Raw genomic sequence first — 19,576 nt, 5'->3', positions numbered from 1 at the left:
AGAGGCGTAGCGGAATTACTGGTAGTTCACGGTCAGTGACGCGCTTGCCAGCGCGTGAAAATGGACATTAAAGCCGACCATGGCACCACTGGCACCCTCATCCACCTCAATCTTTTCCACATCCAGCGCATGTACCGTGAAAATGTAGCGATGGGTTTCGCCCTGCGGCGGCGCCGCACCGCCATAACCGGCCTGACCAAAATCTGTCCGGGTCTGGATCGCCCCTGACGGCAGCCCGGCCTGACCGGAGCCCGCGCCCTGCGGCAGAGAAGTGGTGGTAGCCGGAATGTTCGCCACCAGCCAGTGCCACCAGCCGGAGCCGGTTGGCGCGTCGGGATCGTAGCAGGTCACCACAAAACTTTTGGTACCTTCCGGGGCTGCTTCCCAGGCCAGATGGGGAGAGATGTTCTCGCCCTGATAGCCCATACCGTTGAAAACGTGCTTCTCAGGCATTTTATCGCCGTCGTTAAAGTCCTGACTATAAACGCGCATTACCTCTCCTCACGTGTCGATCATTAGCCTGACATCATAACCAAACGCGCAGTCAGTTCCAGCGCTTCGCCCGCTTCAGTCGGCAAAATGTGAAGAATGCTCAAGCGCTGCCCCAATCGCCTGCACCAGTTTGCTCAGCGCCTGCGGCGTGATGATATAGGGCGGCATCAGGTAGATCAGCCGGCCAAACGGCCGGATCCAGACCCCTTGCTCAACAAAGAACTGCTGCAGCGCCGCCATATTCACGGCACGGTGAGTCTCGACCACGCCAATTGCGCCCAGCACCCGCACATCCGCCACCTGCGGCGCACTGCGCAACGGCAGCAGCTCTGCCAGAAGCTGACGTTCGATAGCGGCAACCTGAGGCTGCCATTCGCCTTCGGCCAGCAGGGTCAGGCTTTCAACCGCCACCGCGCAGGCCAGCGGATTGCCCATAAAGGTCGGGCCGTGCATAAAACAGCCGGCCGCGCTGCGGCTGATGGTATCGGCAACTTCACGAGTGGTCAGGGTCGCCGCCAGGGTCATCATGCCGCCGGTCAGCGCTTTGCCGACGCACAGAATATCGGGCGTGATGCCAGCATGTTCACAGGCAAACAGCTTGCCGGTGCGACCAAATCCGGTAGCAATCTCATCGGCAATCAGGAGCAGGCCGTAACGATCGCACGCTTCACGTACCTGCTGTAAATAGCGCGGATGGTAGAAGCGCATCCCGCCAGCGCCCTGCACGATCGGCTCCAGAATCACCGCCGCCAGCTGCTGATGATGCTGTTCTATCAGCCGGGCGAAATCATCAAAATCCTGGCGCTCCCATTCATCATCAAAGCCGCAGGCCGGAGCCGCTGCAAAGTGATGTTCGGGCAGATAGCCGCGCCACAGGCTGTGCATCGAATTTTCCGGATCGCACACCGACATTGCCGCAAAGGTATCGCCGTGATAGCCGCGCTTCAGCGTCAGGAACTGCTGCCGGGTTTCACCGCGTCCCAGCCAGTACTGCAACGCCATCTTCATCGATACTTCCACCGCCACCGAGCCGGAATCGGCGAGAAAAACGCACTCCAGCGCCGCGGGCGTCATCGCAACCAGCTGGCGGCAGAGCGCCACCGCGGCGGGATGGGTAATGCCGCCAAACATTACGTGTGACATCTGCGTCATCTGCTGCGTCAGCGCCCGGTTCAGCCGTGGATGGTTGTAACCGTGAATCGCCGCCCACCACGAGGACATGCCATCGACCAGTTCGCGGCCATCGGCCAGTTGCAGTTGAAAACCCTGGGCGGCAACCACCGGATAACAGGGCAGCGGGTCGAGCATTGAGGTGTAGGGGTGCCAGATGTGCTGGCGATCAAAGCGGGCGTCTTCAGGCGTGAACATAGGCGTCGTAAACCGGAGTTGTAAACCAAAATAAAAAAATATAGTTTACAAGTATAACCACGTTAATCGTCGGGATGACACCCTTTTTTTGGAGCACGTAATGGCACAACGCTGGACAGTTGCACAGGCCCAGGCCCTGTTTGATCAACCTTTTCTTGAACTAATGTTTGAAGCGCAGCGGGTGCATCGTCAGCACTTCGATCCGCGTCAGGTACAGGTCAGCACCCTGTTGTCGATCAAAACCGGTGCCTGCCCGGAAGACTGTAAATACTGCCCGCAGAGCGCGCGCTACAAGACCGGCCTGGAGTCGGAACGCCTGATGGAAGTGGAGGAAGTATTGACCTCTGCGCGTCAGGCCAAAGCCGCCGGCTCAACCCGTTTCTGCATGGGCGCGGCATGGAAAAATCCGCACGAGCGCGATATGCCCTATCTGGAAAAAATGGTTGAAGGCGTGAAGGCGATGGGCATGGAAACCTGCATGACGCTGGGTACGCTCAGCGATCAGCAGGCGCAGCGGCTGGCGGGCGCCGGCCTGGATTTTTATAACCACAACCTCGACACCTCGCCAGAATTTTACGGCAGCATCATCACCACCCGCAGCTATCAGGAACGGCTGGATACGCTGGGCAAAGTGCGTGACGCCGGGATCAAAGTCTGCTCAGGCGGCATCGTCGGTCTGGGGGAGACGGTCAGCGATCGCGCCGGTCTGCTGGTGCAGTTAGCCAACCTGCCGACCCCGCCGGAAAGCGTGCCGATCAATATGCTGGTGAAGGTCAAAGGTACGCCGCTGGCGGACAACGATGACGTTGAGCCGTTCGATTTTATCCGCACAATCGCGGTGGCGCGCATCATGATGCCAACCTCGCACGTCCGGCTGTCGGCGGGCCGTGAGCAGATGAGTGAGCAGACCCAGGCGATGTGCTTTATGGCCGGGGCGAACTCGATTTTCTACGGCTGCAAACTGCTGACCACGCCGAACCCGGAAGAGGATAAAGATCGCGTGCTGTTCCGCAAGCTGGGGCTGAACCCGGAGCATACCCACACCCAGCACGGCGATCAGCAGCAACAGCAGCAGCTCAGCGACCAGCTGATGCACGCCGACACTGAACAGTTCTATAACGCGGCGCTGTAATGAGCTGGCAGCAACGACTGGCACAGGCGCTGGATCGGCGGCGTGCCGCCGATGGCTGGCGGCAACGCCCGGTAATCGATCATCAGACCACCCGCACGCTGCACAGCGGAGGACGCGTTTATCGTCATTTTTCCAGCAACGATTATCTCGGCTTAACCCAGCATCCGGCGGTGATTGCTGGCTGGCAGCGCGGCGCAGAACAGGCGGGAGCCGGTGCCGGTGCGTCAGGCCACGTCACCGGCTATCACCGGCAGCATGCGGCGCTGGAAGCGCAGCTGGCTGACTGGCTCGGCTATGACCGCGCGCTGCTGTTTATCTCCGGCTTCGCGGCGAATCAGGCGGTGATCCATCTGCTGGGGGAGGAAAACGATCGTATCCTGGCCGATAAGCTCAGCCATGCTTCGCTACTGGATGCCGCCAGCCACAGTCCGGCGCAGCTGCGCCGTTTTACGCACAATAGCCCGGCGAGTCTGGCGGCGCGGCTGGCCGCACCCTGCAGCGGCGAAACGCTGGTGGTGACCGAAGGGATTTTCAGCATGGATGGTGACAGTGCGCCGCTGGCGGCGATAGCGGCACAGACGCGCGACGCGCAGGGCTGGCTGCTGGTGGACGATGCGCACGGGATCGGCGTGACAGGCGAGCAGGGGCGCGGCAGCTGCTGGCAGCAGGGAATAAAACCGGAGCTGCTGGTGGTCACCTTCGGTAAAGCCTTTGGCGTCAGCGGGGCGGCACTGTTGTGCGACGCACAAACCGCCGACTATTTTGTGCAGTTCAGCCGCCATCTGATCTATTCGACCGCGATGCCCGCCGCCCAGGCGGCGGCGCTGCAGGCGTCGCTCAGCCAGGTGCAGCAGGGCGATGCGCTGCGTCAGCGGTTGCAGGAGAATATCCAGCGCTTCCGGCGTGGTGCCGCCTCGCTGCCGTGGCAACTAATGGATTCCGCCAGTGCGATTCAGCCGTTAATCGTCGGCGACAATGCGGAAGCGATGGCGCTCTCCGCCCGGCTGGCAGAAGCGGGCTGCTGGGTCAGCGCCATCCGGCCGCCAACCGTACCGCCGGGCACTGCCCGGCTGCGTATTACCCTGACGGCGGCGCATCAGCCGGACGACATCGATATTCTGCTGGAGGCGCTGCATGACGCTGCAGGTTGATAAGCGCGCGGTGGCACGCGCCTTTGGCCGGGCGGCCGAACACTACGATGCTCATGCCGCGCTGCAACGGCTGAGCGGCGATGCGCTGCTGGCACGGGCACCGGCGCACAGTGGACCGCAGCTACTGGATGCCGGCTGCGGTACCGGCTGGTACAGCAGGCAATGGCGTGAACGTGGTAAGCAGGTCACCGCGCTCGATCTCTCGCCGCAGATGCTGCAACAGGCGCGCGCCAGTAATGCCGCACAGCACTATCTGGCCGGAGATATCGATGCCTTACCGCTGGCAGCGGGCAGTTTTGATCTGGTGTGGAGTAACCTGGCGGTGCAGTGGAGCAACGATCTGTCGCAGGCGCTGGGCCAGTTCAGGCGGGTGCTGCGTCCCGATGGTACGCTGCTGTTTTCAACCCTGAGCGCCGGTTCATTGCAGGAAGTCCATCAGGCCTGGTCGCATCTGGATCACCATCCGCACGCTAACCGCTTTCTCACCGAGCAACAGATTGCGGCAGCCTGCGCTACCCACCAACTGAACTGCGAGTCGGCGCTCATCACCCTGCATTTCCCGGATGCGCTCAGCGCCATGCGTTCGCTGAAAGGGATTGGGGCAACTCATCTGCATCAGGGGCGGGATGGCCCGCTATTAACCCGACAGCGGCTGGCACAGTTAGAGGCGCACTGGCCGCGCGATCGGCACGGTTTCCGTCTCAGTTATCATCTCATCTATGGAGTAAGTTCATCATGAAGCGCTGGTTTATCACCGGCACCGACACCGAAGTCGGTAAAACGGTCGCCAGCGGCGCCCTGTTACAGGCCGCCCGGGCGGCAGGTTATCGCTGCGCGGGCTATAAGCCGGTCGCCTCGGGCTGCGAAATGACGCCGGAGGGGCTGCGTAACAGTGACGCGCTGGCGCTGCAGCGGTACAGCAGCGTGCCGTTAGACTATCAGCAGGTCAATCCGCTGGCGTTCCTTGAACCGACAGCGCCGCACATCGTCAGTGCCGAAGAGGGCAGGCCGATCACTCATCTGGCGCTGTCGGCGGGCCTGGCGGCGCTGGAACCGCTGGCAGACTGGATTCTGGTTGAAGGCGCAGGCGGCTGGTACACCCCGTTATCCGCAACGCACACCTATGCTGACTGGGTCAGCAGCGAGCAGTTGCCGGTGATTTTAGTGGTCGGTGTCAAACTGGGCTGCATCAATCACGCCATGCTGACCGCGGAGGCGGTACGCGCTCGCGGGCTGCGTCTGGCGGGCTGGATCGCCAACACCGTGGTGCCGCCAGGACAGCGTTATCAGGAATATCTCACCAGCCTGACGCAACGCCTGCCTGCACCCTGTCTCGGCACTATTCCCTGGCTGACCGAGTCGCAACAGGACAACTGCGGGCACTATCTGACGCTGCCAGCGTAAATCAGGCCACCGTCAGCCATTTGTTGACGGTGTGGTCATCCAGCTGCGCCATTTTGCCCTGCGCCACGTTACGCCCGCGATGCAACAGCAGAAAATAGTCTGCCACGCGACGGATCAGGGAGAGACGCTGCTCCAGCAGCAGGATCGTCAGGCCATAGTCGAGGTTCAGTCGGCGAATCAGATTCCCCATCTCCTCTTCCAGCCACGGCGACATGCCGTCGGTGGGCTCATCAAGAATCAGCAGTTTTGGCTGCAGCACCAGCGCGCGCGCCAGGGCCAGCTGCTGCTGCTGATCGATCGGCAGATCGCCGCTGCGCTGCTGGCGTAGCGAATAGAGCGCCGGAAACAGGTCAAACACCATTTCGGGAATGGCGCGGTGGCGGTCGGCCTGACTGGCACCGGCCAGCAGGGCGATCAGCAAATTATCTTCCACGCTCATCTGGGTAAAAATATGGCGTCCCTGTGGCACATAGCCAATTCCCATCTGCGCCCGCTGTTCAGCTGGCTGCAGCAGCAGGTCGGCGGGCGGTGAACCATCTTCTTTCCATGAGATCGATCCGCTGTTGATCGGCAGCCGGCCCATAATGCAGTTGACCAGGGTGGTTTTCCCCATGCCTGGCCGACCAAGAACGCCGGTGCAGGTGCCAGGCGACAGATCGAGATCCACGTCCCACAGGATATGATTTTGACCGTAAAATTGATTTACCGAACGTAAACTCAGCATCTGACACTCTCCTTTCCGATCATTAGCCTGAATGCTTCCGCTCTGTGTCGTCTGGCAAACAAGGTATCAGCAATGGTCATCTCACCACTGCAGCACAGTGCGCGCGATGCGCGTTGACGCCATTCAATCTTGCAATTCCCAGGCCAGATTCAGCGGTGTGCTTTTTTTCAGCGGCCAGCGCGGCTGCGCGCCGGGAAAAGATGAGGAATGCTTATCAATTTCTGGGGGTGATAACCGGGCTGCACTTTCACAGTGCCAGCGGGCGGCGTTTCTGGTGCAGTCGTGCGAAGATGAGGCAACGATTCTGATTAAGAATGGCGGGCTGGCGGGGCAAATCAGCAGCAGAGAGTCTGGGTCAGTTAAAAAAAGCAGAACAATTTGTCAGCGGCGGTGGAGAAATTTAGCGGAAAAAAAATTATTTTCAGCAAACCCAGGCGGCAGGGAAAAATTATACACAGCCGATGGCGGCGGGGCTGCCATCACTTATCCACCATTCCTGTGGATAACCTTGTGCATTAGGTAATGAAAACAGGTTGGAAGCGAGGAAATACGCGGCCTGGTTACATAATGTCGAGAATCTGGGCTTTTCGACATAGTATAATTAAATCAATTACTTATTAAAAAACAAGCCTGCGATTTATCTGTCAGTTCACTGAACTGTAATTTTATGACGCTCTATTGACAAATGTTAAATCCGATCTCCGCCTGGGGATAACCTTGCGCAACAACCGCCGGGCTAAAGCCAGCGGCAACCGGTGACCAAAAAGTACGCCAGCCGGGGCCCTTACTCTGCCTCAACACTGTTTTTATATCCAGTATTAATTTCTGGCAAAATCACCATAGCAGAGTAAAATAGGTGCCTGCCCGCCGACTTCTTCAGCAGGAACTGCATTCATGAGTAAAGCCTTTAAATTAAATTCCGCTTTCAAACCTTCCGGCGATCAGCCCGAGGCGATTCGTCGTCTGAAAGAGGGTCTGGAAGATGGACTGGCCCACCAGACGTTATTAGGCGTAACCGGCTCGGGAAAAACCTTCACCGTGGCCAACGTGATTGCCGATCTCAACCGTCCAACCATGGTTCTGGCGCCGAACAAGACGCTGGCGGCTCAGCTGTACGGTGAAATGAAGGAGTTTTTCCCGGACAACGCGGTCGAGTTTTTCGTCTCTTACTACGACTACTATCAGCCGGAAGCCTATGTGCCCAGTTCCGACACCTTTATCGAAAAGGATGCCTCGGTTAACGAACACATTGAACAGATGCGTCTGTCAGCCACCAAAGCATTGCTGGAGCGGCGCGACGTGATTGTGGTCGCCTCGGTGTCGGCGATCTACGGTCTGGGCGATCCCGATCTCTACCTGAAAATGATGCTGCACTTAACCCGCGGCATGATCATCGACCAGCGCAGTATCCTGCGTCGCCTGTCGGAGCTGCAATATACCCGTAACGATCAGGCGTTCCAGCGCGGGACTTTCCGGGTGCGTGGTGAGGTGATTGATATCTTCCCGGCGGAGTCAGACGATATCGCCCTGCGCGTCGAGCTGTTCGATGAAGAGGTGGAGCGCCTGTCGTTGTTTGACCCGCTGACCGGCCAGATCGATTCGGTGGTGCCGCGCTTTACCATCTATCCGAAAACGCACTACGTGACGCCGCGTGAGCGCATTATTCAGGCGATGGAAGATATTAAAGTGGAGCTGGCGGATCGCCGCAAAGTGCTGCTGGAAAATAATAAGCTGCTGGAAGAGCAGCGTATTACCCAGCGTACCCAGTTCGATCTGGAGATGATGAGCGAGCTGGGCTACTGCTCCGGCATCGAAAACTATTCACGCTATCTCTCAGGACGCGGACCCGGCGAAGCCCCACCGACGCTGTTTGACTACCTGCCGGCCGACGGCCTGCTGGTGGTGGATGAATCGCACGTTACCATTCCGCAAATCGGCGGCATGTATAAAGGCGACCGGGCGCGTAAAGAGACGCTGGTGGAGTACGGTTTCCGCCTGCCGTCGGCGCTGGATAACCGTCCGATGAAGTTTGAAGAGTTTGAGGCGCTGGCCCCGCAGACTATCTATGTGTCGGCTACGCCGGGCAAATACGAGCTGGAAAAGTCGGGCGACGAAGTGATCGATCAGGTGGTGCGTCCAACCGGTCTGCTCGACCCCATCCTCGAAGTGCGTCCGGTGGCGACCCAGGTCGACGATCTGCTGTCGGAAATCCGTCAGCGGGTGGCGATCAACGAACGCGTGCTGGTGACGGTGCTGACCAAGCGCATGGCGGAAGATCTGACCGAATATCTGGAAGAGCACGGCGAAAAGGTGCGTTATCTGCACTCTGACATCGACACCGTGGAACGGATGGAGATTATCCGCGATTTACGCCTGGGTGAGTTTGATGTGCTGGTGGGCATTAACTTACTGCGTGAGGGGCTGGATATGCCGGAAGTGTCGCTGGTGGCGATTCTGGATGCGGATAAAGAGGGCTTCCTGCGTTCCGAGCGCTCGCTGATTCAGACCATTGGCCGTGCGGCGCGTAACATCAACGGCAAAGCCATTCTGTATGGCGACAAAATTACCCCGTCAATGGCGCGGGCGATTGAAGAGACCGAACGGCGTCGCGAGAAACAGCAGCAGTACAACGAAGAGAACGGCATTGTGCCGCAGGGCCTGAATAAAAAGATCACGGATATTCTGGAACTGGGCAACAACGTGGTGAAAACCCGGGGCAAAGCGAAACCGGCACGACGCGGTGCCGCCGAGGCGGAAGCGGATTATCTGGCGCTGTCGCCGCAGGCCCTGCAGAAAAAGATCCACGAGCTGGAAGGGCAGATGCAGCAACATGCGCAGAACCTGGAGTTCGAACAGGCCGCCAGCGTGCGCGATCAGCTGCATGAACTGCGCACGTTGTTTATCGCCACCTCGTAACTCAGTTAAAGCCCTGAATGGCGTGCTCCAGCGCGACCCGCAGCAGCTGGCGGTCGTGACGATATTTGATATCGGCGGCTTCCAGCGGCTCGCGGACAATCAGCCGGTTATCGACCTGACTGATATCGGCGGAAGGGCTGACCACAATCGCGTCGATCACCCGTTTGCCAATGTAGCGCTCCATCATCGCCAGCTTGTCGGCCACCGTCAGGCTGGCCGCCGCCGGGCTGAGTTCACGACCCAGATTGCCGATAAATACCATGGTGGCGGGCGTGCGACGCAGCGCCTGCGCCATCTCTTCCATCAGCAGAATCGGCATCAGGCTGGTGTAAAAACTGCCTGGTCCGATCAGAATTAAATCCGCTTCGCCAATGGCATCCAGCGCTTCCCGGGTCGGCTGCACGTTGGGATGCAGCATCATCTCCTGCGGCGGCTGCTTCATTTCATCAATCGCCGTTTCGCCGTAAACCATGTTGCCTTCCACGTCGAGCGCCACCAGATCGACCGGTTGCTCCGACATCGGAATCAAAAACGCATCGACCTTGAGCAGATTACGAATGATGTTGATCGCTTCCAGCGGGCGCACGCTCAGGTGATCCAGCGCTTTCAGCATCAGATTACCGAGGTTATGTCCGGCCAGTTCACCGTTACCGGCAAAGCGATATTCAAACATCGCTGAAGCCACGCTCGGTTCGGCGATCAGCTGGTTAAGGCAGTTACGCATATCGCCCCAGGCGATGCCGCCTTCTGAGCGGCGAATACGGCCGGTTGAACCGCCGTTGTCGGTGGTGGTAACGATGCCGGTGAGACGCGAGCCGAGCGGCGACAGCGCAGACATCACGCGGCCTAAACCGTGTCCGCCGCCGAGAGCCACCACGCGATCAAGATCGGCCAGTGTGCGATTCATACTTCTCCTTAATAGCCTGTCGCGTGGCGTCGCTCTAAACGCTAAACCCGCGCGGATGACTTGCGTCAAAATCTGAAGCGCATTTTAACGTATCCTGTCGCGAAAATGCGGTGAAAATTCGATATGTATCAGAATATATAACGAAAACAGCGAATGGAAGAGTAGCGAAATTCACGCTACCATCCTGTTAACCGCGCTGATCAACGGGTCAGCGTACACTCCAGCCTGATTGCCTACGTCTGCGGATAGGGGAGTCAGGCCGTAGCCATTGAGCTACCAGGGTGCAGGAAGAAATGACTGCATCTCCCAATCTGGAAAGGTGTTCTGGTGTCACAATTTACTGATGCATACGCGCGTAAGTTCTATTACCTGCGCCTGTCGGTCACGGATGTGTGTAACTTCCGCTGTACCTACTGTCTGCCTGACGGCTACAAGCCGCACGGCATTCGCAACAAAAGCTTTCTCTCTCTGGATGAAATCCGTCGCGTCACGCGGGCTTTCGCCGCTGCCGGCACGGAAAAAGTGCGGCTCACCGGCGGCGAACCGTCACTGCGTCGCGACTTTACCGACATCATTGCCGCGGTGCGTGAAAACCAGTCGATTCGCCATATCGCCGTCACTACCAACGGTTACCGGCTGGCGCGCGACGTGAAGCAGTGGCGTGAGGCGGGCTTAACCGCGCTCAACGTCAGCGTCGATAGCCTCGATGCCCGTCAGTTTCACGCTATCACCGGCCAGGATAAATTCCATCAGGTGATGGCGGGCATCGACGCCGCCTTTGATGCCGGTTTTCACCAGGTAAAAGTCAACAGCGTGCTGATGCGCGATCTCAATAGCCGCAACCTGGCAACCTTCCTCGACTGGATCCGTACCCGTCCGATTCAGCTGCGCTTCATTGAACTGATGGAAACCGGCGACGGCGGTACGCTGTTCCGCGATCAGCACGTTTCCGGCATGGTGATCCGTGACCAGCTGATTGCGCAGGGCTGGCAGCGGCGTGAAAGCGGCCGCAGCGACGGCCCGGCTCAGGTCTTTTACCATCCCGATTATGTCGGTGAGATTGGCCTGATTATGCCTTACGCCAAAGATTTTTGTGCCAGCTGCAACCGGCTGCGGGTTTCGGCCCAGGGCAACCTGCACCTCTGCCTGTTTGGCGACGGTGGTGTGCCGCTGCGCGATCTGCTGGCCTCTGACGATCAGCAGGCGGAACTGCAGGCACGCATCGCCAGCAGCCTTGGGCAGAAAAAGCAGACCCATTTTCTCCATCAGGGCAACACCGGCATCACGCAGAATCTCTCTTACATTGGCGGTTAATTTCAGGAGGCGTTATGGGCAAAGCAGCCAGCGAATTTCAGGCGGTACAGATTGCGGTGATGACGGTGTCAGATCGCCGCGACGCCAGCGAGGATAGCTCGGGCGACTATCTGCGCAGCGCCGCCCTTGAGGCGGGTCACGAGGTGGTCGATCATGCCATCGTGCCGGATAATCTTTACCGCATTCGCGCCACCGTATCGCGCTGGATCGCCAGTGACGACGTGCAGGTGGTGATCATTAATGGCGGCACCGGCTTCAACCTGAAAAACAGCACGCCGGAAGCGCTACTGCCGCTGTTCGACCGCGAGATTGACGGATTTGGCGAGCTGTTCCGGATGATCTCCTATGAAGAAATCGGCGGCTCGACGCTGCAGTCGCGCGCCATTGCCGGAATGGCAAATCAGACCTTAATTTTTGCGGTGCCAGGCTCGACCAGTGCCTGCCGCAGCGCCTGGGAGCGGATCATCGCTGACCAGCTGGATGCGCGCACCCGTCCCTGCAATTTTGTCTCACATCTGAAAAAACGGTAAGTATGTCGCAACTCACACACATTAATGCCGCGGGCGAAGCGCATATGGTGGATGTCTCCGCCAAAGCGGAAACCGTGCGCGAAGCTCGGGCGGAAGCGCTGGTGCTGATGCACTCTGATACGCTGCAGATGATTATCGATGGCAGCCATCACAAAGGGGATGTGTTCGCCACGGCGCGCATCGCCGGTATTCAGGCGGCTAAACGTACCTGGGAACTGATCCCGCTCTGCCATCCGCTGATGCTGAGCAAAGTGGAAGTCAACCTGGTGGCCGAACCGGAACACAACCGGGTACGCATCACCTCGCTCTGCCGCCTGACCGGCAAAACCGGCGTTGAGATGGAGGCGCTGACGGCTGCCTCGGTGGCGGCCCTGACCATCTACGACATGTGCAAAGCGGTTCAGAAAGATATGGTTATTGACCAGCTGCGCTTAATCAGCAAAAGCGGCGGCAAAAGCGGTGATTTTCAGGCGGTGTCCAGTGATTAAGGTGCTGTTTTTTGCTCAGGTGCGTGAGCTGATCGGTACCGCATCGCTGGAGATTGCCGACACCTACCCGGATGTGGCTGCACTGCGCGCGGCGCTGGCGCAGCAGGGCGATCGCTGGGCGTTAGCGCTTGAGTCCGGCAAGCTGCTGGCAGCGGTGAACCAGACGCTGGTACCGATGAGTCATGCGCTAAGCGACGGCGATGAAGTAGCCTTTTTCCCGCCTGTAACCGGAGGTTAAGATGGAAACCCGGATTCGCGTCGGCCCGGCACCTTTTGATATGGCAGAAGCGTATCGCTGGCTGGCGGCCTGTGACGAAGATGGCGCAGTGGTGACCTTCACCGGCAAAGTGCGTAACCACAATCTCGGCGACGACGTCGCGGCGTTAACGCTGGAACACTATCCCGGCATGACCGAAAAAGCGCTGCAGGAGATTGTGGATGCGGCCCGCCAGCGCTGGCCACTGCAACGCGTCACGGTGATCCATCGCACCGGGGAACTGTTTCCCGGCGATGAAATTGTGCTGGTGGGCGTCACCAGCGCGCACCGCGGCAGTGCCTTCTCCGCCGCGGAGTTCATTATGGATTACCTGAAAACCCGCGCGCCGTTCTGGAAACGGGAAGCAACCGCCGACGGCGATCGCTGGGTGGATGCCCGCGACAGCGATCGCCAGGCGGCGCAGCGCTGGGATTAAGGCTGTTTTAACTGCTCGGCCGGGCCAAAGTGGGTCTGGCCGTGGCTGTGTTCACCGCCGCCGTGGGTGCGTTGCAGCTGAATTACTTCGCCCTGTTGCCAGGCATTGGCTCCCGGTTCAGCCGGATGCGCCACAATATCCGCCCGCTGGGCGCGAATTTTTTTGCTGTCGACATCGAAACGGCGATCGCGATCCGCCAGCAGGCGCGAGTCCATCTGACCGTCAGCGGTAAAGCCCATCATCAGTGCCGGAATGCCAATCGGCAGAGTTTTGTCACGATCGGTATGCCAGGTGTGCCAGGTTTTGCCATAGGTATTGACGATGCGCTTCATCAGCGCGTGGTCGGCGGCCTCCGGCAAACCGGGCGCAATCAGCGTGCCCGATTTCACTTCATACTGATGGCTGTGCCACAGCTTCTTCTCTTCCGGCGGCAGGGTTTTATATAACCGCTCGCTGATGATGTACTCCACCCCCATCAGCCGCGCATCGCGGGTATTGCCATCGTAGATCACCGCCTGCATCACATCCTCATTCAGCACCGTCACATAATGGTGCGCTTCCATCTGACCGTTCTGATCGCCATTGTAAAAATGGAAGCCGTCGAGATAGGTATTGATGGCGTCGATCGGTGGACGGGACTGCATCACCTCCGCGCCGGTTTCCAGCAGTTTGAGTGACGAGGAGGTGGGTGCGCCAGGCGACTGCACCTGAGCCGGAGAGTTATTGGCACCACATCCCGCTAACAGCAGGCTGAATGCCGCGACAGGCCAGAGTTTTAACATCGTAAATTCCTTTAACGGTAAAAGAGGTAACCTTAGTACAGGTAGAGAGGTTCAGAAAATCAGCCCTGCCGGTAAAACGATGGCAATGGTAGAGTAGGGGTTTGATTGATTCTGAGGACAGGCATGTCATCCACCCCAATACTGCAACGTCTGACGCTGGTCGCCGCACTGGTGCTGGCAGGCTGTAGCAGCAAGAAAACCCCCGAGGTGCCGGTCCGGCAGCCCGCCGATGTCAAAGCACAAATCCAGCGGCTGTTGCCTGCTCACGTCAGCAATAAAGCGGACTGGACCGACGACATCTACACCACTTTTCGCACCCAGCAGCTCGATCCCAGCGTCAGTAATCTGTGTGCGGTGATTGCAGTGGCGGATCAGGAGACCAACTTCAGCGCCGAAGCGACCGTGCCGGGCCTGCCGAAAATTGCCTGGGGCGAGATCAACCGCCGGGCGGCGAAGGTGCATGTGCCGGCGTTTGTGGTCCGCACCGCGCTGCTGATTAAATCGCCCAACGGCGAGAGTTACGCAGCCCGTCTGGATAAGGTGCGCAGTGAGAAAGAGCTGAGCGCCATTTTTGATGACCTGATCGATATGGTGCCGATGGGGCAGACGCTGTTTGGCAATCTCAATCCGATTCATACCGGCGGGCCGATGCAGGTCAGCATCGCCTTTGCGGAAGCACATGCCAAAGGCTATCCGTGGCCGATTGATGGCTCTATCCGCCGCGAAGTCTTTACCCGTCATGGCGGCATCTACTTCGGGACCCTGCATCTGCTGGGTTATCCGGCCGATTACAGCCGGCCGCTTTACCGTTTTGCCGACTTCAACGCTGGCTGGTATGCCAGCCGCAACGCCGCGTTCCAGGCGGCAGTGTCACGGGCGACCGGAATGAAGCTGGCGCTGGATGGCGATCTGATTCTTTACGGCAGCGACAAGGCGGGCACCACCGAGCTGGCAGTGCGTACCCTGGCGAAGCAGATCGATATGAGTGACAGCGAAATCCGCCGCGACCTGGAAAAAGGGGAGAAAGCAGATTTCAGCGACAGCACGCTGTGGCGGCAGGTGTTTACCCTGGCCGATAAGATGGCGGGTCGTCGGCTGCCGCGAGAAATGTTGCCGGGCATCAAGCTGGAAAGCCCGAAAATCACCCGTAATCTGACCACCGCATGGTTTGCGCAGCGCGTCGATAGCCGCTATCAGCAGTGTCTGTCGCGTCGTTAAGGGGATGTTGTGGCACAGTTGAGTCGGGCTGTGCCACACTTAGTCAGGCTCCGTCCGCGGAGCACGTCCAAATCCGTTCAACAAGAGGTGCATCATGGACCGATATCCACAAAACGATTCAATTGTTCAACCTGCGTCACGTGGGCTGCAAGCCTATATGGCCCAGGTGTATGGCTGGATGACCTGCGGTCTGTTACTGACAGCGTTTGTCTCCTGGTTTGCCGCGCGTACGCCCGCGGTGATGGAGCTGGTGTTTGCTAACCGCATCACTTTCTTTGGGCTGATTATCGCGCAGCTGGCACTGGTCTTTTTCCTCTCCGGCATGGTGCATCGCCTGAGCGGTGCCGTCGCCACCGGGCTGTTTATGCTCTATTCGGCGCTGACCGGCGTCACCATGGCGAGTATTTTTCTGGTCTATACCTATTCGTCCATTGCCAGCACCTTTTTCGTCACCGCCGGGATGTTTGGTGCGATGAGTTTCTATGGCTACACCACCAAACGCGATCTGAGCCGCTTTGGCAGCCTGCTGTTTATGGCGCTGATCGGCATCGTGCTGGCCTCGCTGGTGAACTTCTGGCTGAAAAGCCCGGCGCTGATGTGGGCCATTACCTATATCGGTGTGGTGGTGTTTGTGGGCTTAACCGCCTATGACACCCAGAAGCTGAAAAATATTGGCGAGCAGATTGATGCGCGCGACACAGAGAACCTGCGTCGTTACTCGATTATGGGGGCATTAACGCTCTATCTCGACTTCATCAACCTGTTCCTGATACTGCTGCGGATTTTCGGCAACCGCCGCTAAGGTCAGGTTACAGAAAGGGAGACGCGCTCAGGTTGCGCGTCTCCCTTTTTTTTCACTACGATTTCTGTAATTTCTGCTCGTTCTTATGACGCAGATGCTTCGCCCGACTCTCCAGCACCAGATAGAGCACCAGCGCCAGCAACAGCGGCAGAATGAAGTAGAGCACGCGGTAGGCCAGCAGGGCGGCGATGATCGCGCCATGCGTCGTATGCTGACCGCTGAGCAGGGCGAGGAACACCGCCTCCAGTACCCCAATCCCGGCCGGAATGTGAATAATCACCCCGGCGATACTGCTGATCAGTAATACCCCCAGCACCATCGGATAGCCGACATCACGGCCCAGCAGCAGCCAGATAATCGCTCCCATCACCATCCAGTTGGCGCAGGAGACGGCAAACTGAAACAGCGCCATCCGCAGTGACGGCAGCTGTAACGTCTGGCCTTTCACCGTCCAGCGGCGACGCTTCGAGAAGGCGCAGGCCCAGAGATAAATTGCCACCAGCACCAGCAACAGCACGCCAATCAGCCGCAGCGTGGTTTCACCAATAAACCAGCCGCTGGGGATCGAGACCATCCCGGCGCTGAACACCACGCCAGCCAGCAGGATATAGCCCAGCCAGTTGGTGGCGATACTCAGTGAAAAGATGCGGGTGATGGTGCCGCTGTCGAGCCCGAGGCGGGAATAGAGCCGGTAGCGCATCGCCACACCGCCGACCCAGGTACTCAGCGTCAGGTTGAAGGCGTAACAGATAAACGACACCAGCATCACCTGGCGTTTCGCCAGCTTATGACCGCAGTAGGCCCGGCCAATCAAATCGTAACAGCCATAGACCAGGTAACTGATCACCACCAGCCCGGCGGCGGTCAGCACCACAAACCGGTTGTAGTTGACGATCACGTCATAGACATCTTCCCAGTTCACCTTACGTGCATAGACCACCAGCAGCACAATCACCGCAATGAAGAACAGCACGGTGAGAATTTTTTTCGCCAGTTGCCAGCGTGGATGCTTTTTCGCCATCAGGGTTTTGCTCCTTCATTGTCGGCTTCAACACGATCCTGCGTCTCCATTTCCGGCTGAACCGGCGCATCAACCTGCGCCAGCAGCGGCGTATGCGCCGGTAACCAGCCGGCGATGGCCGGGAAATGACGCAGAAAGTGGAACACCACCACACTCTTACTCAGTTGCCACCAGTTACGCGGCGGCAGGCGATCGTCCTCTACCCGCTGGCAATCTTTAGCCAGCAGGGCTTCAAGGTTATCGCGTAGCGTCTGGTTAAACTGACGATCGTGAATAATCAGGTTGGCTTCGAGGTTAAGCGACAGGCTGAGCGGATCGAGATTGCTGGAGCCAACGGTCGCCCAGTGATCATCTTTCACCGCCACCTTACCGTGCAGCGGACGACGGCAATATTCGTAGACTTCGACCCCCGCATCGACCAGGTAGTTGTAGAGCAGTTCGGCCCCGACTTTGACAATCGGCATATCGGGTTCGCCCTGCACAATCAGCCGGACGCGCACCCCGCGCTGGGCCGCATTGCGCATTTCGCGCAGCAGCCGGTAGCCAGGGAAGAAGTAGGCGTTAGCGATAATCACATCGCGTTTCGCCTCGCGCAGCATCTCCAGATAGTGCATTTCGATGTCATCACGGTGATCGTCGTTATCGCGATAGACATACAGCACCTGGGCGTCGCCCGGCGTGGCGTTGACGGCCGGGCGATGCGAGCGCGATCCCCACCAGCGGCGGGTGGCCTGCTCGCTGCCAATCGCCTGTTGCAGATAGCGGGCGATATCTCCCACCACCGGGCCTTTCACCTGCACCGCGTAATCCTGCTTGGCTTCCGGACCATAGTCACTGTTGTGCTCAGCCGAGAAGTTAATCCCGCCCACAAAGGCGACCACCTCATCCACCACCACCGTTTTACGGTGCAGGCGGCGGAACACGTTGGTGCGCATTCCCATCACCAGCGGGCGCGGATCGTAATAGATGAAACGCACGCCCGCGCCGGTCAGGCTGTTGACGAATTTGTCGGAGAGATCGGGCGAGCCGTAGCCATCCACCATCACTTCAACTCTGACGCCGCGCTGGGCGGCCGCCAGCAGTTCGCGATGCAGGGCGTTACCAACCTCATCTTCAAACAGAATAAAGGTTTCCAGCAGCACGGTGCGTTCGGCACGCTGAATCGCCCCGAATACCTGCGGGAAAAACTCTTCGCCATTCTCCAGCAGGCGCAGCTTGTTACCCTCTTGCCAGTGAAAATTCATAGATGAATCTCCACCGCCAGCGGCGCATGATCGGAAAGATGCGACCAGGGTTTTCGCGGCAGCGTCCACGGATGACTGACCGTAGCGTTGCGCACATAGATGCGGTCGAGCCGCAGGATCGGAAAGCGCGCCGGGAAGGTGCGCGCCGGGCGTCCGGTTTTCATGCTGAATACCTCTTTCAGGCCTGCGCCATGTTTTAAGATGGCGTTGGCGCGTCGCTGCCAGTCATTAAAATCACCGGCTACCACCACCGGCGCGTCGGGCGGCAGTGAGTTGACCATTTCACAGATTTTTTTCATCTGCGCGTGACGATGCGCTTCTTTCAGACCCAGATGAACGCAGATGACATGCAGCGTGCCGTGCGGCTCAGGCAGGGCAATCTGACAATGCAGCATGCCGCGGTTTTCACTGCCCGCCACCGAGATATCCCGGTTTTCATATTCGGTGATCGGGAAACGGGACAGCACCGCATTGCCGTGATGTCCTTCCGGATAGACCGCGTTGCGCCCATAGGCGAAATCGTTCCATATGGTGTCGGCCAGAAACTCATAATGCGGCGATTCAGGCCATTCTTCATGGTTAAGAGAGTGGATGGCATGGGTGCCCATCACCTCCTGCAGGAAGACCACATCCGCCTCCGTTGCGCGAACAGCATCGCGTAATTCAGGCAGGATGAAGCGGCGATTAAAAGGGGCGAAACCCTTGTGTGTATTGATCGTCAGGACTTTTATTGAAAATCCTTGCTGGTTTTGTGGCATACTCGCGACGCACTCCTTTTCATCATCAATAGAATCAAAGTGTAGTCTTTGTCACAAATGGAGGGTGAAGAAGGGCGATAATTAAGGCGTTATCCGAAAATTGTTTTACATTGAGGAAACCGTTTCCGGCTTGTGCCGGTAGCACTTGGGCGACCTGTTGGGTCTGCCAGGAGAATTGAATGAAATGGTCTAATCGTATTCAAATCATCACGGGTCAGACGTACGTGCACATTGCGATGCATTTACTGGTGATCGCGGCGCTGATCTGGGGCTGGAAACACAAAGCCCTGGTTGATGTCTGCAGCACGCTGGTGACCACTTATGCACTGGTGTTTATCGCCATGCTGGTGACGCAGCGCAGTGCCCGTTTACGCACGCTCGGTGATTATCTTGAAGAAGCGACCACCACTTACTACTTTGGCGCGGCCATGATGACACTGTTCCTGGTGTCGCGGATTTACCACAACAACCTGCTGCTGGCCTCGCTTGGCGTAGTGATGTTGCTGGGTCCGGCGCTGGTGTCGCTGCTGGCGAAAGAACCGCCGCGGCGCATTGAAAAAAAACGTAGCTAAGTTGAAGGCCACCGCAAGGTGGCCTTCCTGTTTCTAACGCACTAAGTTATGTCAGGAAATG

Annotated in this window: 22 protein-coding genes and 1 riboswitch; of the genes, 14 read left to right on the top strand and 8 right to left on the bottom strand. The window is 58.4% G+C overall.

Annotated elements, in window-relative coordinates; genetic code table 11:
• Nucleotides 1–15: 15 nt before the first annotated feature.
• Together LZU96_RS13985 and bioA are read right to left on the bottom strand one after the other, a co-directional pair.
• Nucleotides 16–492 (bottom strand): kinase inhibitor, encoded by a 477-nt coding sequence (locus tag LZU96_RS13985; protein WP_094119427.1) that lies wholly within the window; start codon nt 490–492, stop codon nt 16–18.
• Nucleotides 493–567: 75 nt separating this feature from the next.
• A complete protein-coding gene (gene bioA, locus LZU96_RS13980; protein WP_233984860.1) occupies nt 568–1,860 on the bottom strand; it encodes an adenosylmethionine--8-amino-7-oxononanoate transaminase in 1,293 nt (430 codons plus the stop codon).
• Between the two features lie 100 nt (nt 1,861–1,960).
• Between bioA and bioB the strand changes: the two genes are divergently transcribed.
• The 4 genes from bioB to bioD are packed head-to-tail and all read left to right on the top strand — an operon-like array spanning nt 1,961 to nt 5,547.
• The gene (bioB, locus tag LZU96_RS13975; RefSeq protein WP_233984859.1) at nt 1,961–2,992 is read left to right on the top strand and encodes a biotin synthase BioB; all 1,032 of its coding nucleotides are present in this window, start codon (nt 1,961–1,963) and stop codon (nt 2,990–2,992) included.
• Entirely contained in the window at nt 2,992–4,143 is a 1,152-nt protein-coding gene (gene bioF / locus LZU96_RS13970; RefSeq protein WP_233984858.1) for an 8-amino-7-oxononanoate synthase, read from the top strand. Before bioB ends, bioF begins: the two co-directional genes overlap by 1 nt.
• Nucleotides 4,127–4,882: a malonyl-ACP O-methyltransferase BioC gene (gene bioC, locus LZU96_RS13965; protein WP_233984857.1), complete on the top strand. Its 756-nt coding sequence runs from the start codon at nt 4,127–4,129 to the stop codon at nt 4,880–4,882. The genes bioF and bioC overlap by 17 nt, the downstream gene beginning before the upstream one ends.
• Complete coding sequence (gene bioD, locus LZU96_RS13960; RefSeq protein WP_233984856.1) at nt 4,879–5,547, top strand: dethiobiotin synthase; 669 nt, start codon at nt 4,879–4,881, stop codon at nt 5,545–5,547. Before bioC ends, bioD begins: the two co-directional genes overlap by 4 nt.
• Before the next feature lies 1 nt (nt 5,548).
• Here the strand turns inward: bioD and LZU96_RS13955 are convergent, their stop codons facing one another.
• Nucleotides 5,549–6,271 carry an ABC transporter ATP-binding protein gene (locus tag LZU96_RS13955; RefSeq protein ID WP_094119421.1) on the bottom strand — a complete coding sequence of 241 codons (723 nt, stop codon included), beginning with the start codon at nt 6,269–6,271 and terminating at the stop codon, nt 5,549–5,551.
• A gap of 106 nt (nt 6,272–6,377) precedes the next feature.
• On the opposite strand from LZU96_RS13955, the gene LZU96_RS13950 reads away from it, so the two are divergent.
• Nucleotides 6,378–6,794, top strand: a complete 417-nt coding sequence (locus LZU96_RS13950) for a hypothetical protein (RefSeq protein ID WP_233984855.1) — start codon at nt 6,378–6,380, stop codon at nt 6,792–6,794.
• Between the two features lie 371 nt (nt 6,795–7,165).
• Nucleotides 7,166–9,187: an excinuclease ABC subunit UvrB gene (uvrB, locus tag LZU96_RS13945; RefSeq protein WP_233984854.1), complete on the top strand. Its 2,022-nt coding sequence runs from the start codon at nt 7,166–7,168 to the stop codon at nt 9,185–9,187.
• A gap of 1 nt (nt 9,188) precedes the next feature.
• On the opposite strand, the gene LZU96_RS13940 is transcribed toward uvrB, so the two are convergent.
• A complete protein-coding gene (locus LZU96_RS13940; protein ID WP_233984853.1) occupies nt 9,189–10,094 on the bottom strand; it encodes a gluconeogenesis factor YvcK family protein in 906 nt (301 codons plus the stop codon).
• Nucleotides 10,095–10,298: 204 nt separating this feature from the next.
• Nucleotides 10,299–10,432, top strand: a riboswitch (molybdenum cofactor riboswitch).
• Here LZU96_RS13940 and moaA point away from each other — a divergent pair.
• From moaA to moaE, 5 genes are all read left to right on the top strand, one after another.
• On the top strand, nt 10,422–11,408 hold the full coding sequence (gene moaA / locus LZU96_RS13935; RefSeq protein WP_233984852.1) for a GTP 3',8-cyclase MoaA: 987 nt from the start codon (nt 10,422–10,424) through the stop codon (nt 11,406–11,408). It overlaps the preceding riboswitch by 11 nt.
• A 14-nt stretch (nt 11,409–11,422) precedes the next feature.
• Complete coding sequence (gene moaB / locus LZU96_RS13930; protein WP_233984851.1) at nt 11,423–11,938, top strand: molybdenum cofactor biosynthesis protein B; 516 nt, start codon at nt 11,423–11,425, stop codon at nt 11,936–11,938.
• A 2-nt stretch (nt 11,939–11,940) separates the two neighbouring features.
• On the top strand, nt 11,941–12,426 hold the full coding sequence (gene moaC, locus LZU96_RS13925) for a cyclic pyranopterin monophosphate synthase MoaC (protein WP_233984850.1): 486 nt from the start codon (nt 11,941–11,943) through the stop codon (nt 12,424–12,426).
• Nucleotides 12,419–12,664, top strand: a complete 246-nt coding sequence (gene moaD / locus LZU96_RS13920; RefSeq protein ID WP_233984849.1) for a molybdopterin synthase sulfur carrier subunit — start codon at nt 12,419–12,421, stop codon at nt 12,662–12,664. The genes moaC and moaD overlap by 8 nt, the downstream gene beginning before the upstream one ends.
• A gap of 1 nt (nt 12,665) precedes the next feature.
• Nucleotides 12,666–13,118: a molybdopterin synthase catalytic subunit MoaE gene (gene moaE / locus LZU96_RS13915; RefSeq protein ID WP_233984848.1), complete on the top strand. Its 453-nt coding sequence runs from the start codon at nt 12,666–12,668 to the stop codon at nt 13,116–13,118.
• Here moaE and LZU96_RS13910 read toward each other — a convergent pair.
• A complete protein-coding gene (locus tag LZU96_RS13910; protein WP_233984847.1) occupies nt 13,115–13,900 on the bottom strand; it encodes an OBAP family protein in 786 nt (261 codons plus the stop codon). The two genes, moaE and LZU96_RS13910, sit on opposite strands and share 4 nt — an antisense overlap.
• Nucleotides 13,901–14,023: 123 nt before the next feature.
• Here LZU96_RS13910 and LZU96_RS13905 point away from each other — a divergent pair, with 123 nt between their 5' ends.
• On the top strand, nt 14,024–15,118 hold the full coding sequence (locus tag LZU96_RS13905) for a DUF1615 domain-containing protein (protein WP_233984846.1): 1,095 nt from the start codon (nt 14,024–14,026) through the stop codon (nt 15,116–15,118).
• Nucleotides 15,119–15,212: 94 nt separating this feature from the next.
• Nucleotides 15,213–15,920, top strand: coding sequence for a Bax inhibitor-1 family protein (locus LZU96_RS13900; RefSeq protein ID WP_233984845.1), 708 nt, complete (start codon nt 15,213–15,215; stop codon nt 15,918–15,920).
• Nucleotides 15,921–15,975: 55 nt separating this feature from the next.
• Here LZU96_RS13900 and LZU96_RS13895 read toward each other — a convergent pair whose 3' ends face one another.
• The 3 genes from LZU96_RS13895 to LZU96_RS13885 are packed head-to-tail and all read right to left on the bottom strand — an operon-like array spanning nt 15,976 to nt 18,943.
• The gene (locus tag LZU96_RS13895; RefSeq protein WP_233984844.1) at nt 15,976–16,941 is read right to left on the bottom strand and encodes a lysylphosphatidylglycerol synthase domain-containing protein; all 966 of its coding nucleotides are present in this window, start codon (nt 16,939–16,941) and stop codon (nt 15,976–15,978) included.
• Complete coding sequence (gene clsB / locus LZU96_RS13890) at nt 16,941–18,185, bottom strand: cardiolipin synthase ClsB (RefSeq protein ID WP_233984843.1); 1,245 nt, start codon at nt 18,183–18,185, stop codon at nt 16,941–16,943. The genes LZU96_RS13895 and clsB overlap by 1 nt, the downstream gene beginning before the upstream one ends.
• Complete coding sequence (locus LZU96_RS13885) at nt 18,182–18,943, bottom strand: endonuclease/exonuclease/phosphatase family protein (protein ID WP_233984842.1); 762 nt, start codon at nt 18,941–18,943, stop codon at nt 18,182–18,184. The genes clsB and LZU96_RS13885 overlap by 4 nt, the downstream gene beginning before the upstream one ends.
• 179 nt (nt 18,944–19,122) lie before the next feature.
• On the opposite strand from LZU96_RS13885, the gene LZU96_RS13880 reads away from it, so the two are divergent.
• A complete protein-coding gene (locus LZU96_RS13880) occupies nt 19,123–19,515 on the top strand; it encodes a YbhQ family protein (protein ID WP_233984841.1) in 393 nt (130 codons plus the stop codon).
• Nucleotides 19,516–19,576: the final 61 nt, after the last annotated feature.

Origin of the sequence: Pantoea agglomerans, assembly GCF_021397715.1 — a bacterium.
Taxonomy (GTDB): Bacteria; Pseudomonadota; Gammaproteobacteria; order Enterobacterales; family Enterobacteriaceae; genus Pantoea; species Pantoea astica.
Note: the sequence above shows the minus strand (reverse complement) of the source record. Positions and strands in the feature narration are given on the sequence as shown.

Bases quoted from the DNA above. Each gene is read 5' to 3' on its own strand.
- LZU96_RS13985 (WP_094119427.1), bottom strand. From the start codon at position 492: ATGCGCGTTTATAGTCAGGACTTTAACGACGGCGATAAAATGCCTGAG.
- bioA (WP_233984860.1), bottom strand. From the start codon at position 1,860: ATGTTCACGCCTGAAGACGCCCGCTTTGATCGCCAGCACATCTGGCAC.
- bioB (WP_233984859.1), top strand. From the start codon at position 1,961: ATGGCACAACGCTGGACAGTTGCACAGGCCCAGGCCCTGTTTGATCAA.
- bioF (WP_233984858.1), top strand. From the start codon at position 2,992: ATGAGCTGGCAGCAACGACTGGCACAGGCGCTGGATCGGCGGCGTGCC.
- bioC (WP_233984857.1), top strand. From the start codon at position 4,127: ATGACGCTGCAGGTTGATAAGCGCGCGGTGGCACGCGCCTTTGGCCGG.
- bioD (WP_233984856.1), top strand. From the start codon at position 4,879: ATGAAGCGCTGGTTTATCACCGGCACCGACACCGAAGTCGGTAAAACG.
- LZU96_RS13955 (WP_094119421.1), bottom strand. From the start codon at position 6,271: ATGCTGAGTTTACGTTCGGTAAATCAATTTTACGGTCAAAATCATATC.
- LZU96_RS13950 (WP_233984855.1), top strand. From the start codon at position 6,378: ATGCGCGTTGACGCCATTCAATCTTGCAATTCCCAGGCCAGATTCAGC.
- uvrB (WP_233984854.1), top strand. From the start codon at position 7,166: ATGAGTAAAGCCTTTAAATTAAATTCCGCTTTCAAACCTTCCGGCGAT.
- LZU96_RS13940 (WP_233984853.1), bottom strand. From the start codon at position 10,094: ATGAATCGCACACTGGCCGATCTTGATCGCGTGGTGGCTCTCGGCGGC.
- moaB (WP_233984851.1), top strand. From the start codon at position 11,423: ATGGGCAAAGCAGCCAGCGAATTTCAGGCGGTACAGATTGCGGTGATG.
- moaC (WP_233984850.1), top strand. From the start codon at position 11,941: ATGTCGCAACTCACACACATTAATGCCGCGGGCGAAGCGCATATGGTG.
- moaE (WP_233984848.1), top strand. From the start codon at position 12,666: ATGGAAACCCGGATTCGCGTCGGCCCGGCACCTTTTGATATGGCAGAA.
- LZU96_RS13910 (WP_233984847.1), bottom strand. From the start codon at position 13,900: ATGTTAAAACTCTGGCCTGTCGCGGCATTCAGCCTGCTGTTAGCGGGA.
- LZU96_RS13905 (WP_233984846.1), top strand. From the start codon at position 14,024: ATGTCATCCACCCCAATACTGCAACGTCTGACGCTGGTCGCCGCACTG.
- LZU96_RS13900 (WP_233984845.1), top strand. From the start codon at position 15,213: ATGGACCGATATCCACAAAACGATTCAATTGTTCAACCTGCGTCACGT.
- LZU96_RS13895 (WP_233984844.1), bottom strand. From the start codon at position 16,941: ATGGCGAAAAAGCATCCACGCTGGCAACTGGCGAAAAAAATTCTCACC.
- clsB (WP_233984843.1), bottom strand. From the start codon at position 18,185: ATGAATTTTCACTGGCAAGAGGGTAACAAGCTGCGCCTGCTGGAGAAT.
- LZU96_RS13885 (WP_233984842.1), bottom strand. From the start codon at position 18,943: ATGCCACAAAACCAGCAAGGATTTTCAATAAAAGTCCTGACGATCAAT.
- LZU96_RS13880 (WP_233984841.1), top strand. From the start codon at position 19,123: ATGAAATGGTCTAATCGTATTCAAATCATCACGGGTCAGACGTACGTG.